Origin of the sequence: Trinickia violacea (genome assembly GCF_005280735.1) — a bacterium.
Lineage (GTDB): Bacteria > Pseudomonadota > Gammaproteobacteria > Burkholderiales > Burkholderiaceae > Trinickia_A > Trinickia_A violacea.
In genome coordinates this window covers 2,855,487-2,870,131 of record NZ_CP040077.1, presented here as the reverse complement: position 1 = coordinate 2,870,131, position 14,645 = coordinate 2,855,487, and the positions used below count along the sequence as shown (strand labels likewise).

Below are 14,645 nucleotides of genomic sequence, written 5' to 3'. Positions count from 1 at the left end.
CTTTCTTTTTCGATCCACTTTAGGCGGTTGCTTTCCGGTCATCGGTACGTTAGCGCACAATGCCCACCGTCGACGCCGTATTAGTTTGTGTGCCGGAGGGCCGAGCGTTCGCATGCAAAATCATGCGATTGCCGCTCTTAAGCATAGCGCTAACCGATGGAGCCAATTTCATGAAGATTGCTTACCGGTTGTCGGACATTCTTTTGGCGGGTTTGTTGGCGTTGCTGTCATCGCACTTACTCGCGGGTCAAGGCGAAACGCCGGCCGATAACTCGCTTGCGGGGTCTCCTGCCTCGCCCAATATTGTTGTGCCGGCGCTCGTCAACCCCGTCAATCCACGCGAGTTCGGCGCAAAGTGCGACGGCACGACCGACGATTCGGCAGCGTTTCAGGCTGCTCTAAATGCGGGCGACGTCAAGGTCCCGGCGGGAACTTGCGTGATCGACCGGACGGTCAAGATCACAGCCAGCAACCGACATCTCGAATGCTCGCACGGCACGACGCTCAAGCAAACCAATCCTTATGCGCTAAGTATGTTCGAAGTCGTTTCGACCGACGGGCGGACGCTGACTGGCGATAGCGTTGCCAACTGCGCTTTTGTCGGTTCCAATACGCTCGCGCCGCGGTTTTTCGTCGACGATGCTCGGCATTACAACATTCCGGTGGAAACACGGGATCGGGTCAGCCGTTTCATCTTGATCGGCAACACGTTCACCCGATTCTTCGGTCAGGCGATGTTCCAGACCTATGGGGAGGTGGATGGGGGCAGTGGCGACATCATCGCGTACAACCGCTTCGAGAGTTGCGGCTACTACGGGGCCGTGTTCGTCGCTCACCGGAACGGATACATCGGACATAATGTGTCGATAGACTGCGCGCTCGGCGTCGAGAATGACAATCCGAAGCAGTTGAGCGGCGGCAATCTAATTGAATACAACCAGATCACGGCGGTGCATGGTTATGGCGCGCCTGACATGGGCGCCGCCGTGTTGTTGACGGGTGGCACCGCAGGCGGCGCAAATTACTCGACGAACATGGTGCGTTACAACACGGTGGCGGGTGTGGGCCAGAAGCCGAGCAGCCTTGTTGCAACGTTGCCGAGCATCATTTGGCAAAAGGCGAGCGGCGGCGCCGCGCAGTATGTGAAAAATATCTGCGTCAAGGGATGCAAAATCATCCAGTAAAGCGCGCATGTGCGCTGCCTCTGAGGGGTATGCGGCCGGGCATACAAAGCGCGGGAGATTGGATCGTTTCTACATTGAACGTAAGGCAATGCTGATCCAGTTCACCATTCACAACGGTCATGCGTCATGGCATGGACAGGCTTGTTCAGCGTTGCCCTAACGCCCGGGGGCAGCGTCGGGCGTTCGCATTTTCGCAACATTGCCGGTACAGATTTGGCGGCATGCAATATTCCGAAGCGGCGCCTTTGCCAATCGTGGGAAAATGGCGTACTTCAGTCGGAGTTAAAGGTAATGGGTGTCTTACGAATCATCTGCACAATCGCGTTCATCCTCGTGGCCGGCCTCGCGCTCATCGCCGTCGCGGACGTACTGTTCCGCGGGGTGTTCGGCCGTGGCGGTTCCAGGGAGAGGCGCATGCGCTCACGTCGCGCCGTGCGCGCGTCACATCGCGCTTTAGCGGACAATAACGAACCTGACGCGGCGAACCACAACGGGCGCGGCTAGGCGTTGCCGCATGCGCAGCGGACTGAATGCGTCCGAGTTGACGTGATTGGCAGCGCGATCGCAGGTCGCCGTCAGCATAGTTGGCGATAAGCTCAAGTTGAGCGAGCCCGAGACTTCTCCAAAAGCGGAAGTTGCGCGCGTGACGCTTTCTCGAAGCGACCGACGTCAATAGCGTCGGCGCCTTTCGGCCTCGCGGCCACGCCCGGCAGCGGCCTCAGCCGCAATATCAGCGGTAGCAATCCCAAGTAGAGGACCGGGGCGGTGTACGAAAGCTTCGAGGTCATCAACAGGCCGAAAAACAACAGGGTGCCTACGTCTTTGCGAATGCGCAGGAATATCGCGGCGGGGATCGCGAGGCCGGCCACGCCGAATTGCACGACAAAAAAGTTGAGTAAGCCTGCGTCATTGAGTGAGGCGACCGCCGGTCCAAGATTGCCTCTCGGTTTAGAAAGATCGTACAAATCGTATTCGAGGGAGAAGGGGCCGTAGCCAAAGACGTAATCCCAGCCGTGTCGCGCCTGGAAAATGTACGAGATCAGCTCGAATCGCAGCCCCGAATCCGCGTTGAACTTCAGCAAGAAGCTGTGAAAATAAGCCGCAACCAGGCTCGGCGCCGCAATGGCGAACACGGCGATCGCGATCGACGCTTTCGTGCGGTCCGCGTGCGTCATCATGACGGCTGCAATGAGCACGACCGCTTGGACTATCGCTGCAGTCGACTGGGTGATGAGCATCGCGATGACAGTCAATGCGATGGGTAGCAGCGACGGCGTGCGTCCCCGTGCCCTGGAAAGCAGGATATAGCCGACCGACATTGCGGCGACTGCCGCCCCGTATGTCGACGGTTCGACATAAAGCCCCGTTGGACGGAATGGGAAAATCGGATTCATCGACGCGTCAATCAGGTATCGCGAGGCTTCGCCGGTTATCGGCTTGATGAAATCGATGTACTGCCCCGTGACGAGCAGCGTCGCCGTTTGAAAAAACAGCACGCCGCAGTGCAGGTTGAGCAGCGCCGAGAGCAGCCCCGTAATCTCGTCGAGGCGTTTCTCGATCAGCGCGGTGAAGGTTGCGAGAAACATCAGGGCCAGCAAGAAGAAGAGATAGTTGTTGTTTGCAGACTTCTCGAGATCGTACGCCGTGTTCGCATGCGGCACCGCGAGGTACCACAGATAGCACGCTGTGATAATTGCCGCTGACAGCGATAGGAAAACCACATAACGAGGGCTGAACAGCGCCTCGCGAACGTCCGGATCGCTCAGGCAGCAGGCGCACAGCAGCAGGATGCCTGCCATCACGACATAGGGTCCATGGCTCGTCAGCGAGCACAGCAGCAGGGCGACGAACATCAAGCCGCGATTCAAGATGGGTGGGCGCATGGTCATTTGCACCTGGTGCTAGCCGAGGCGGAATCGCTCACAGTCGATCCGTACCGGGGACGGTTCGTCAGCATGGCGGATTAGTGGGGGTTTCGGTGGCTGGGGGTTCGACCTCGTGCGGCATGTAGGTTACGAGCCAGCGCGGCGTCCTGAATTTGACGATCGAGATATAAAGCCAGACATAGACCGCTATGAACGTTATTGCGGTTGCGGTGAGCACCACTTCGTTCTGCCAGAAAAAAGTGGCAGGCACGACGGCAATGAGACTGATCAACCACAGGTAGGGCGACGTCCTCGCGTTGCGGCGCGTGCGCTGGCGCGGGGTTTCCGGATGCCCTCCACGGCGTACCAGGCGCCGGAAGATCAGCGTGTGGAGGTGGATGCCATCCGGTTTGCCCGCAGCGCAACCGCGCACGAAGCGCCGCCGATAGATCGTGAACACGGTTTCGCAGACGGGATAAATGGTCACGACGGCAGCGTACCAAGCCGATACGCTTGGATGACGCGTGATTAGCAGCACGACGAGCTCGGCCATGATGAAGCCGATGAAATAGGCACCCCCATCGCCAAGAAAGATCGATGCGAACGGATAGTTCCAAATCAGAAAGCCCATGATGGCGCCGATCATCGTCAGGGAGATGCTCAAAATGAGCCAGTCGTCCACCTGATGAGCGACGAGACCGAGCGAGCCGAACACCAGGATCGCAAAGCCGCCGGCCAGTCCGTTAAAGCCGTCGATGATATTGATCGCATTGGTCAAGCCCGACACCATGAGCAACGTGAGGCCGAGCGCGACGGGCCAGAATTTCAGCAGATGATCGATCAGCGGCAAGTCGACACGCCCGACGACCGCCCGCAGCACGAACACGCCTACCGCCGCCGAGGCGATCGCGCAAAGCAGCCTGGCCGTGGGACTAACGTGTTTGGTGAGGTCCTCCAAGACGCCGCCCAACAGGACCGGGGTGGCGCAAAGAAGCAATTCGTACGATTCTTCGCGCGGATTCGTGCCGAGCCACCCTCCGAGCATCATTGTCAGCGTGACTGCGATCGCCACAGCGATACCGCCGATCCGAGGCACCGCCACCACGTGCATCTTCTGGACGCCGGTGAGGTCATGGTCGAGCGCGTGGTGGCCGGCAAGGCGCGCATATTTGACGATGACGAGGGTGATCAGGAAGCAGATCAGTAAGCCAAGTATCAAGTTCGGCATCTTTCATGCCTCGGCTGGTTAATCGACCGGATTACCGCCTGCCAGCGCGGCCGAAATTCGACGTATCTATCAAATTACGCTGCGAGTAAACCTTTAACCAACCGGCTGCTATTGCAATTCATCAGCTTAAAAAACATTGCAAGTCGGATTTACTTTTGCATTAACGAATGCAGGCCCCGGTGCTGCTACGGCAGCGCTGCATGCTTGGCGAAAGAATAAAGTTTTACTCACACGAATATATTTTTTATTCACACGAATCTATTGCGTGCTCTTGTGGTGGAGTTAAATGTAGCGCCGCGGTTTATTTGCCAATGTGCGTTTTCAAACACAAATGCGGATGCGCCGCTGGTATGTTGTCTTCAGATTAATTCAGCTGCCATTGGGCGTTTCGCTCCACAAGGCAGTGTCGTTCGACTGAGGTTAAGCAAGCTGGCTTGAAAGCATGCGAATTCCGGGGACCGCCATGAACGTAGAGCAGACATCAATATCTTCATCGGTGCTGGCCGGCCACGGCGATTTGCCGCAGATGCTCGACCTCCTGGTGCGTCACTGGCGGACGATCGCAATCACGACAGGCGTTTGCCTGCTTCTCGGTGGCGTCATTGCGCTGACTTCGCCGATCTACCAGGCGAACCTTCTCCTCAGGGTGGAAGACCAGGGCGATGTTCCGAGCACCTCGAAGCCGGAACTGCTGAGCATCGTATCGCCGTCGTTCGATGCGAAGTCGAACGCAGAAGCCGAGATGCAGGTGATCCGGTCACGCCTGATCGTCGCGAATGCGGTCGACAAGCTCAAGCTGGACCTGATCTCCGCACCGCACCGCTTTCCCTTGATCGGTGCTTGGCTTGCCCGGCATAACACGGGTCTCTCGAAGCCCGGCTTGTTAGGCCTCGGCGGATACGCGTGGGGTGAGGAACAGATCGATGTCGACACGTTCGATGTGCCGCGCAAACTGGAAGGCCGGCCGTTTGCGGTCACCGCGCTGACTGGAGGACGCTACGAGCTGAGCGGCAGCGACCTTGCCAGCCCCGTCACGGGCACGGTTGGCAAAACCGAAACTTTCAAGACCAAGAAAGGCGACCTGACCTTGCGTGTTGAACGGATCGTGGCGGCACCCGGCATCCGCTTCGATCTCAAGCGGGCATCGCGACAGGACGCGATCGACGAGATCCAGAAGCGCCTGCAGGTCGTCGAGCAGGGCGACAAGTCGAACGTCCTGAACGTCTCGATGCGGGGAAGCGATCCTGAGTGGCTCAGCGGGACGTTGAACGCGATCGGCGACGAGTATGTGAGCGAGAACAACGATCGTAATGCGACCATCGCGGCGAACTCGCTAACGTTCCTCGAACACCAGCTGCCCGCGATGAAGGCTGAAATGGAGGCGGCCGAGCATCGCTACAATGCGTATCGCAATTCGAATACGCTCGTCGATGCGAGCGAAGAAGGCCGGCTGATCATGCAGAGGATCGCGGACGCGGAAGTGCAACTCCTCAACCTTCAGCGGACCCGTGCCGAACTGGCGGATCGGTACACGCCGTCGCATCCGATCGTGGTGGCGGTCGATAACCAGATCGCGTTGACCCAGCAGTACCTCAACAATCAAAAAACGCGGATGAAGGCGATGCCCCTGGAAGAGCAGGGTGCGCTTGGACTCATGCGCGACGTGAGGGTGACGACAGAGCTCTACTCCACGGTTCGCAACAACATCGAGGAGCTTCGGCTCGTCCAGGCAAGCAAGGCGGGTTTCGCACAGGTGATCGACCGCGCCGAGGCGCCGGAGCATCCCGTTCGTCCAATCGCTTCGCTGATCGTCTTCGCGTCCGCATTGCTGGGTCTGTTCGCCGGCGTTGCGATTACGTATGTCCGCCAACTGCTGATTGCCGGCGTGACCGAGCCCGAGGAAGTCGAGGCGCGCACGGGCCTGATGGTGTACGCGATGGTTCCGCACAGCGCGAAGCAGCACGAACTGGATCGCCGGGCGAAAGCTTCCGAGGCGAACGACTTGATTCTCGCGCACCGTTACCCACGTGATCCAACCGTCGAAAGCCTGCGTTCATTCCGATCGGCACTGCAATTCGCGTTACAAGGCGCGCCCAACAACATCGTCATGCTGGCGGGGCCGCTGCCGCAGGTCGGCAAGTCGTTCGTCGCCGCCAATCTCGCGCTGATTATGGCGATGGCCGGCAAACGCGTGCTGCTCGTCGACGGTGATCTGCGCAAGGGCACACTGCATCGCAGTTTCGGTCTTGAGACCGGCGCGGGACTCGCCGAGGTGCTTGCGGATCCTACGCTCTTTCCCGAGGTCATCAGGCGTGATGTCCTGCCGAACCTCGACATATTGATGTGTGGCACCTATCCCCCGAACCCGTCAGAGCTGCTGAACGGCACCGTTTTCGACAACCTGATGCACAAGGCGTCGGCGCAGTATGACATCGTGCTGCTCGATTCGGCACCCGCGCTCGCGGTCTCCGACGCGGGCATCATCGCGCCGTGTGCCGGGTCGGTCTTTCTGGTGGCGCGATTCTCCGAGACCCGCATTTCGGAAATTGAGGAAACGACCAAGCGTTTCGCTCAGACCGGCGCTCGCGTCTGCGGCGTCATGCTGAACGGCTTCACCATGCAGAGCATGAAGTACCTGCACCCAGGGCGCTACGGAAGCCACGCCTATATCGCGAGCCATTACAACGCGAGCGCGAAATAACATGCCGAAAAGAACCGATTGCCTTGTGACGCGGCGCTCGCGGCAACAGGCCCGGATTGCTGGAAGGATTGGCGCACCCGCAGTCAAGTGCGACCGGCAATGGTAAGCGCCGTGATGTTCCAGCTTTCGCGGTGGCGGGAGCGGGTGCTCAGCAGCCATCCCGACCATCTGCGCATTGCGTGGGCCGCAGTGCGCGTCTCCGCGTTCGTGCTCGTCGGCAAATGCACCGGGGCGCTGAAAGAAATGGCAATCGCGTACAAGTATGGAATCAGCAACATCGTCGACGCGTACCAGTTCACCAACACCCTCGTGACGTGGTTGCCCACCACGTTGTTGACCGTAATCAGCGTCGTGCTCGTGCCCATGTTCGTCAATCTGCGCACGCGCGCAAGCGACGATCAGGCACGGTTCATAGGCGAAATGGAAGGGGCCGTGGCAGTGACCGGCGTGCTGCTTGTCCTTGCGCTATATCTGGGCTGGCCGCTCGCCATTCGCGCGATGGGCGGCGACCTGTCCGCGGTGACACGCGAGATGTGCCGGCAAATGATGTTCTGGCTCGCGCCTACCGGTGGACTGATACTCGCGTCCGGGATTTATGCCGCGCGTCTGCAGGCCCGCGAGCGGCACATCAATACCCTGCTTGAAGGGCTGCCGGCGGCAGTCATACTGGTGAGCGTGCTGCTGACCCCGCCCGGCAACGGCGTTGTGCCGCTGGTCCTTGGGACCGTCGTCGGCTTCGCTCTACAGGTTGTTTGGCTGAGGTCGCTCGCGACCCGCGCCGACGGCGTGCCGAGCCGCGTCCACCTGTCGCTGCACTCTCCCCATTGGGGGCCGCTGTCGCGATCGATCCAGGCCCTCATGGTCGGCCAAATCGCTCTGTGCTTTTGCGCGCCGCTCGACCAGTACTTCATGACCCGTCTCGGGGAAGGGGCGAACGGCACGCTCGGCTACGCCAACCGCGTGCTCGCGTTGTTGCTCGGCATGGGTGCGATGGCCGCCGCGCGCGCCACCTTGCCGGTATTCGCCGACATCCAGAAACGGGGGGACCCGGCACTCGCCCGGCGCACCGCGCGCATATGGGCGCTTGCCACGCTCGCGCTTGGCTTCGCTTGCGTTGTGGTGTCGTGGCTGCTCGCGCCAACGATCATCGCCGTGCTGTTCCAACGAGGCGCCTTTACCGCGGCAGACACGCTCAGGGTGGCGGATGTTTTTCGCTGGGGACTGCTACAGGTGCCGTTCTATTTTGCGGTGCTGGTGTTATGGCAGCTGTATATAAGCGAAGGACGCTTCAGGCTGGTGGCGAACATCTCGTTGCTGGCCTTCGCATTGAAGGTGGCGGGCAATTTCGTGCTGGTTCGCTACTTCGGCATTGCAGGCGTGCAGATTTCGACGGCGCTCTTGTATGCAAGCGCGTTCCTTCTATCGCTCGGCATGCTGCGCGGCAGTGATGCAGGCTGAGCCGGCGTCTGCTCGGGGAGACTGCGAAAAATGAAAATTGTTCTCGTCGTCAGCGCGATGGGGCCGGGCGGTGCCGAACGTGTTGCCGCGATTCTGTCGGGCGCGTGGACCGCACGCAGCGACTCGGTAACGCTGGTCGCGACGTACAGCAAAGGCGGTGACAGCTTCTTTCGACTCTCCGACAAGGTGCGGGTGATCTTTCTGGCTGAACGAACCGCACGCAACGCATCCAAGCTTTTCGGGTACGCCGCGAGAATGGCTGCGTTGCGCAGGATTTTCGTGGAGGAGCAGCCGGACGTCATCGTGTCGTTTCTGACGAATGTCAACGTCACCGCAATCTTGGCCTCTCGCGGCCTGCGCATTCCGGTTGTGGCGTGCGAACACAACGACCCTGCCGCCGATGGCCGGTCGGTGCTGTGGAAGACGCTGTGCCGGCTCGTGTATCCGCAGGCGTCCGCACTGACGTTCCTCTCCGAATCGATGGCGGCGGAGTTCCGCAGGGCGCGCGAGGGCGTCACGCCATGCATCGCTGTCGTTCCCAATCCCGTTCCGGACGAACTATTCGGCATCGCCAAGCCACGGCGCGCGGGTGGCAGAAAACGCCTGATTTCCGTGGGTCGCCTGCATCCGCAAAAGCACTACGAACTGCTGATCGAGACATTCGCAAAAATCGCGGACGAATTCGAGGACTGGGATCTTTGGATCTGGGGCGAAGGCTCCGAGCGATCCATGCTGACAGACAGGATCGCGAAGCTCCATCTGGCCGATCGGGTCTTTCTGCCGGGACGGACACAGGCCGCATGGGACGAGATGGCCGCCGCGGACGCGTTCGTGCTGTCCTCGCGCTTTGAAGGGATGCCGATGGCGTTGATGGAAAGCATGGCGCTCGGCGTACCGGCCGTTGCATTCGACTGCCCGAGCGGGCCGCGCGAATTGATGCGCGATGGTCAGGATGGCCTGCTGATCCCACCCGGCGATTCGGACGCGCTTGCTGCTGCGCTTCGGCGTCTGCTGTCCGATGGCTCGTTGCGCGAAGAGCTCGGCAACAAGGGTGCGCGCTCAATCCGGGAACGGTATTCCGTCGCCACGATTCTTGCGGTTTGGGACCGGCTGTTCGCTCGGTTGCGTGTGGGTTGAGGAATCCTCGGGGCACGACGATGCTGAAGCAGAAAGTCATTCTTCTGGCCAACACGGACTGGTATCTATACCACTTCCGTCTGTCGCTTGCTCATATGCTGCGAGACCGCGGTTTCGACGTGATCCTGCTGTCGCCCGACGGCAGCTACGGTCCGAAGTTGCGGGATCTCGGCTTTTGCTGGGAGGTCATGCCGATGGAACGGCGCAGCCTCAACCCGTGGCGCGAGTTTGGGCTCGTGCTGTGGCTCGCGCGCTTCTTCAGACGCGAACGCCCGCTCCTCGTGCACGGCTTCACCATCAAGGGCGCGGTGTATGGCTCACTGGCGGCCCGGCTCGTCGGCGTGCCAATTCGCGTCAATGCGATCGACGGCATGGGTTACGTGTTCACTAGCGATCAACTGCGCGCGCGCATGCTCCGGCCCGTGGTGCGGCATGTGATGCGCTCCGCGTTTCATGGCGAGCGTTCGGCGGTCATATTGCAGAACGCTGACGACGTCGCGCTCTTCAAGCAGTCGCATATTGCGGCGGAGCGTTCGCTGCGGCTGATCAAGGGCGCAGGCGTCAATCTCGGACGCTATCTGCCGCACGGGCCGCGCGCGTCGCAGACGCGTGCGCCGCTGCGGGTCGTGCTGGCGGCGAGACTGATTTGGGAGAAGGGCATTGGCGAATTCGTCGAAGCGTCGCGGATGCTGCGGAGCGAAGGACGTTCGGTGATATTCCTGCTCGCCGGTTCTCCCGACGACGGCAATCCAGCTGCGATTCGCCGCAGCCAAATCGAGAAATGGGTTGGCGACGGCTTGCTCGTCTGGCTGGGTCACGTGAGCGACATGCCCGCACTGTTGTCGGACGTGGACGTCGTCGTGTTGCCGAGCTATTACCGCGAAGGTCTGCCGACGACGCTGATCGAAGGCGCAGCGTGTGCGTTGCCGCTGATTACGACAGATGCACCCGGCTGCCGCGAGGTGGTGACTCGCAACGGCGAGGACGGAATTTTGATTCCCGCGCGTGACGCAAAAGCGCTTGCCGACGCGATCCGCATCCTCGACGACGACCGTGCGCTCGGCGTCAAGCTCGGTCTCGCAGCGAGAAAGAAGGCGTTGGAAGAGTTCGACGAGAGCATCGTGCTCGGCGAGATGTTTGCGGTTTATCAGGAGCTCGGCGCTACGTTGCCGGCGCCGATTTGACGGTGGGTGACAACACCGCTCGGGGAAATTTGCGCCATGAAAATCGTTCACGTCATTTCCGGCCTCCAAGTGGGCGGGGCTGAAATGATGCTATATCGCCTGATCCAGGCGTCGCAGTGCGACGGCGTTCAACACACGGTCATCTCGATGTCGTCGCTCGACTCGATGGGTGAGCGCATTCGCGCGCTCGGCATCGAGGTGCGGCTGCTCGGAATGTCGCGCAGTGTGCCCAATCCGTTCAGTCTCATCCGTCTCGTGCGCTGGCTAGTCGAGCTTCGGCCGGATGTCGTGCAGACCTGGATGTATCACGCCGATCTGTTTGGCGGCGTTGCCGCGCGGATCGCGCGGCTTGTGCCCGGACGCGGCGCCGGCCGGCTGAGCCGGTTGACGCTCGCCTGGGGGGTGCACCAGACCGAATTCCCTTCGTTCGGTTCGGGCGTCAAGCTGGCGCTCGTCGCAAAGTGCTGCGCGCGGCTGTCGTCGTGGCTGCCCGATGTGATTGTGTGCTGCGCTGAAGCGGCGCGGTCGTCGCACTCCGGCGGTGGCTACTGCCACAAGCGAATGCATGTGATTTTCAACGGGTTCGATCTCGAGCTGTTCAAGCCGCGTCCGCGCGACAGCGACCCGTTGCGCCCGGCACTCGACCTGGGTCCCGCGGCGCAGATTGTCGGCATCGTCGGCCGCTACGATCCCGCCAAGGACTACGGTAACTTCGTCAGCGCGGTAGCGAAGGCGTCCGCGATGCTGCCTGGGTGCCACTTCGTCATGATCGGACGGGGTCTTGATCATGGCAATCGGGAACTCACGATGATGATCGGGCGGGCTGGCATCGAAGGCGTGTGTCATCTCATGGGCCCGCGCAGCGACGTGCATCTGGTGATCCCCTCGCTGGATCTTTTCTGTCTGTCGTCGCGAAGTGAGGGGCTGCCGACCGTCGTCGGCGAGGCGATGGCGTGCGGCGTCCCATGCGTCGCGACCGATGTCGGCGATACCGCGCTGTTGATCGGCGACACGGGTTGTGTCGTTCCGCGTGGAGATCCTGAGGCGCTGGCGGCAAGCATGGTGAGCCTCCTTTCGCTCAGTCGCGAAGGACTCGAGCAACTAGGCGCGCAGGCGCGCTCGCGTATGGTCTCGCGCTTTTCGATCGAGCGTTGTTGGGCAGCCTACCGGCATGTGTATTCGACGCCCCGAGGAGCGCTTGAGTTTGGCGTCGACCCCACTTAGTGGGTCATTGCGCTGCAGCATCCCCCTGCTTCTTATGTTGCGACGCCAGTCTCTCCTGCTGGGAAGGCGGCACCGGATCGTAGTGGCTGAGCTGGATGCTGTAGTTCCCATGCCCGCCCGCAATGGCGTTCAACCGTGACTGGTAATCGTTGAGTTCCGACAGCGGCACCTGTCCCGCGACGACCACCGCGTTGCCCGCGATGTTGCGCGTGCCGTGAACCTGCCCGCGCTTTGACGACAAATCGCCGATGATGTCGCCCATTGCCGTTTCCGGCGTCATCACCTCGATGTCGACGATCGGTTCGAGCACGATCGGTTGTGCCTTCAGCACCGCATCGATGAACGCCTTGCGCCCCGCGGTGACGAACGCCACCTCCTTGGAATCGACGGAATGGCTCTTGCCGTCGAACACGGTGACGCGCACGTCTTGCATCGGAAATCCCGCGAGCGGCCCGCTCTCGATCACCTGAAGAATGCCTTTTTCGACTGCCGGAATGAACTGGCCTGGGATGGCGCCGCCCTTGACGGCATCGACGAACTCGAAGCCGGCGCCGCGCGGCAGCGGCTCGACGCGCAGCATCACCTCGCCGAATTGGCCCGCGCCGCCCGTTTGCTTCTTGTGGCGGTGATGTCCTTCGGCCTTGCCGCCGATGGTCTCGCGATAGGCGATCTTCGGCGGCCGCGTCACGACGTCGACTTTGTACTGGTCGGCGAGCCGTTCGAGCATGTGGCGCAGATGCAGCTCGCCCAAACCGCGCACGACGGTTTCGTTCGTCCCGACCGGGTGTTCGATGCGCAGGCACGGATCTTCCGCGCCGAGTTTCTGCAGAATCTCCCAGAGGCGCTGCTCGTTGCCGCGGCGCGCGGGTTCGATCGCGAGGCCGTAGATCGGGGTGGGGAAGTCGAGCGGCGTCAGGTGGATATCGCCGTCTTCGGGAGCATCGTGCAGCACGGCATCGAAGCCGATCTCGTCGACCTTGGCCGTGGCGCAGATGTCGCCGGGTCCGGCCTCGGGAACATCCACATGGTCCTTGCCCTGCAGCATCATCAAGTGCGCCACGCGAAACGGCTGCCGTCCGAGCCCGATGTAGAGCTGGCTGTCGCGCCTGATCGTGCCCTGATGAATGCGAAACACGGCCATCTTGCCGATGTACGGATCGACGACGATCTTGAAGACGTGGGCGAGCACATGCTTGCCGGCGTCGGGTTCGGCGTGAACGACTTCCTGGCGGCCGTCCGCATCGCGATAGAAAAGGGGCGGGTTGCCTTCCGATGGATTCGGCAAGAGCCGCACGAACACGTCGAGCAATTCCGCAATCCCGGCACCATTTATCGCGGACGTGAAGCAGACCGGTATCAGATGGCCTTCGCGCAGCGCGCGCTCGAACGGCTCGTGCAATTGCTCGGGAGTGATGGCCTCGCCTTGCTCCAGGTAGAGCTCCATCAATTGCGGATCGATCTCGATGACCTGATCGATCAATTGATTGTGCGCGGTTTCCACCGACAAAAAATCGGCCTCGCCGGCAGGGTTGAAGAAGCAATCGACGACCTGCCGTCCGCTCTGCGCCGGCAGGTTGATCGGCAGGCACGACTTGCCGAACGCCTCCTGGATTTGCGCGAGCAAACCGGGAAGATCGACTTTTTCGCCGTCGATGCCGTTCACGATGATCATTCGGCAGAGCTTGCGTTTCCCGGCCCATTCCATCATGCGCCGCGTGGTCATTTCGATGCCGGTCTGCGCATTGATGACGATGGCGGCGGTCTCGACGGCGGAAAGCGTGCTGATCGACAGTCCCGAAAAGTCGGGATAACCGGGGGTATCGAGGAGGTGGATGCGGGTGTCGCGGTAATGCAGGTGGGTGACGGCGGAATTCAGGGAGTGATGGTATTTGCGCTCGAGCGGGTCGAAGTCGCAGACCGTGGTGCCGCGCTCCACGCTGCCGGGCGCGTGCACCGCGCCGCCCTGGTGGAGCAGCGCTTCGGCAATGGAAGTCTTGCCGCAGCCGCCATGCCCGACCAGGGCGATGGTACGGATGGCATCGGGGCTGTAATCCATGGTTGCCCTCGTCCAGTAACGGATGTTGGGCCATTATTCGCGAAAACAGCCCGTCTGCCAAATAGCGCGGGCGCGCGCATCGTGTCGAATCTGTGCGCTCGCCGACGCCGGGCGCTCAAAGCAGCGGCGTTTCCGTTTCGGCGTGGCGTTCCGCTTTCGCCCGCATGGACTTGTCGGCGGACCGGTCGCGCACGATCGTGACGGCGCACGGCGCGTAGGCAATGACCTGCCGCGCGACCGAGCCGATCAGCCAGCGGTCGAACATCGTGTGGCCGCGATGGCCGACGACCAGGTGATCGATGTCGTGCTTCTCGGCGTACAGGACGATCTCCTTGGCGGGCTGGCCGATCACGAGATCAAACTGGATCGGCACCGTCGTCAGGTCGCCGAGCTTCGCTTTGATCTCGGCGAGGATCTCCTCGCAGTGCTTCACCTCGCGTTCGACCACGTCGACGCGCTCGTACTCGAGCGCGCCCCAATCCGGCGTTCGCGCCACGAGCAGGACACAGAGACTCGCCCCATATCGCTTCGCGAGATCCACCGCGAAAGCGACCGCGTGATGCGCGGACTCCGATCCGTCAAAACCGACCAAGACCTTGTTCACGATG

10 protein-coding genes are annotated in these 14,645 nt (G+C 61.3%); 6 read left to right on the top strand and 4 right to left on the bottom strand.

The annotated features are described in order from the left end of the window. Nucleotides 1–170: 170 nt before the first annotated feature. Nucleotides 171–1,184: a hypothetical protein gene (locus FAZ95_RS12965; protein ID WP_137332835.1), complete on the top strand. Its 1,014-nt coding sequence runs from the start codon at nt 171–173 to the stop codon at nt 1,182–1,184. Between the two features lie 596 nt (nt 1,185–1,780). On the opposite strand, the gene FAZ95_RS12960 is transcribed toward FAZ95_RS12965, so the two are convergent. Together FAZ95_RS12960 and FAZ95_RS12955 are read right to left on the bottom strand one after the other, a co-directional pair. Continuing rightward, complete coding sequence (locus tag FAZ95_RS12960; protein WP_137332834.1) at nt 1,781–3,067, bottom strand: hypothetical protein; 1,287 nt, start codon at nt 3,065–3,067, stop codon at nt 1,781–1,783. A gap of 67 nt (nt 3,068–3,134) precedes the next feature. After that, nucleotides 3,135–4,277 carry an MraY family glycosyltransferase gene (locus FAZ95_RS12955; RefSeq protein WP_175425587.1) on the bottom strand — a complete coding sequence of 381 codons (1,143 nt, stop codon included), beginning with the start codon at nt 4,275–4,277 and terminating at the stop codon, nt 3,135–3,137. Nucleotides 4,278–4,740: 463 nt separating this feature from the next. On the opposite strand from FAZ95_RS12955, the gene FAZ95_RS12950 reads away from it, so the two are divergent. From FAZ95_RS12950 to FAZ95_RS12930, 5 genes are all read left to right on the top strand, one after another. Then, nucleotides 4,741–6,978 (top strand): polysaccharide biosynthesis tyrosine autokinase, encoded by a 2,238-nt coding sequence (locus FAZ95_RS12950; protein ID WP_175425586.1) that lies wholly within the window; start codon nt 4,741–4,743, stop codon nt 6,976–6,978. Nucleotides 6,979–7,092: 114 nt separating this feature from the next. Next, the gene (murJ, locus tag FAZ95_RS12945) at nt 7,093–8,436 is read left to right on the top strand and encodes a murein biosynthesis integral membrane protein MurJ (RefSeq protein ID WP_175425585.1); all 1,344 of its coding nucleotides are present in this window, start codon (nt 7,093–7,095) and stop codon (nt 8,434–8,436) included. Nucleotides 8,437–8,466: 30 nt separating this feature from the next. Beyond that, nucleotides 8,467–9,573, top strand: a complete 1,107-nt coding sequence (locus tag FAZ95_RS12940; RefSeq protein ID WP_137332831.1) for a glycosyltransferase family 4 protein — start codon at nt 8,467–8,469, stop codon at nt 9,571–9,573. A gap of 20 nt (nt 9,574–9,593) precedes the next feature. After that, complete coding sequence (locus FAZ95_RS12935; RefSeq protein WP_137332830.1) at nt 9,594–10,757, top strand: glycosyltransferase family 4 protein; 1,164 nt, start codon at nt 9,594–9,596, stop codon at nt 10,755–10,757. A gap of 36 nt (nt 10,758–10,793) precedes the next feature. Next, entirely contained in the window at nt 10,794–11,981 is a 1,188-nt protein-coding gene (locus FAZ95_RS12930; protein ID WP_254699693.1) for a glycosyltransferase, read from the top strand. A gap of 4 nt (nt 11,982–11,985) precedes the next feature. Here FAZ95_RS12930 and fusA read toward each other — a convergent pair whose 3' ends face one another. Together fusA and FAZ95_RS12920 are read right to left on the bottom strand one after the other, a co-directional pair. Further along, entirely contained in the window at nt 11,986–14,037 is a 2,052-nt protein-coding gene (gene fusA / locus FAZ95_RS12925; RefSeq protein ID WP_137332829.1) for an elongation factor G, read from the bottom strand. 115 nt (nt 14,038–14,152) lie between these two features. Further along, entirely contained in the window at nt 14,153–14,641 is a 489-nt protein-coding gene (locus tag FAZ95_RS12920) for a universal stress protein (RefSeq protein WP_137332828.1), read from the bottom strand. Nucleotides 14,642–14,645: the final 4 nt, after the last annotated feature.

Excerpts from the sequence above, each read along its gene's own strand:
- FAZ95_RS12950 (WP_175425586.1), top strand. The coding sequence starts at position 4,741 with ATGAACGTAGAGCAGACATCAATATCTTCATCGGTGCTGGCCGGCCAC.
- fusA (WP_137332829.1), bottom strand. The coding sequence starts at position 14,037 with ATGGATTACAGCCCCGATGCCATCCGTACCATCGCCCTGGTCGGGCAT.
- FAZ95_RS12955 (WP_175425587.1), bottom strand. The coding sequence starts at position 4,277 with ATGCCGAACTTGATACTTGGCTTACTGATCTGCTTCCTGATCACCCTC.
- FAZ95_RS12960 (WP_137332834.1), bottom strand. The coding sequence starts at position 3,067 with ATGCGCCCACCCATCTTGAATCGCGGCTTGATGTTCGTCGCCCTGCTG.
- murJ (WP_175425585.1), top strand. The coding sequence starts at position 7,093 with ATGTTCCAGCTTTCGCGGTGGCGGGAGCGGGTGCTCAGCAGCCATCCC.
- FAZ95_RS12940 (WP_137332831.1), top strand. The coding sequence starts at position 8,467 with ATGAAAATTGTTCTCGTCGTCAGCGCGATGGGGCCGGGCGGTGCCGAA.
- FAZ95_RS12935 (WP_137332830.1), top strand. The coding sequence starts at position 9,594 with ATGCTGAAGCAGAAAGTCATTCTTCTGGCCAACACGGACTGGTATCTA.
- FAZ95_RS12965 (WP_137332835.1), top strand. The coding sequence starts at position 171 with ATGAAGATTGCTTACCGGTTGTCGGACATTCTTTTGGCGGGTTTGTTG.
- FAZ95_RS12930 (WP_254699693.1), top strand. The coding sequence starts at position 10,794 with ATGAAAATCGTTCACGTCATTTCCGGCCTCCAAGTGGGCGGGGCTGAA.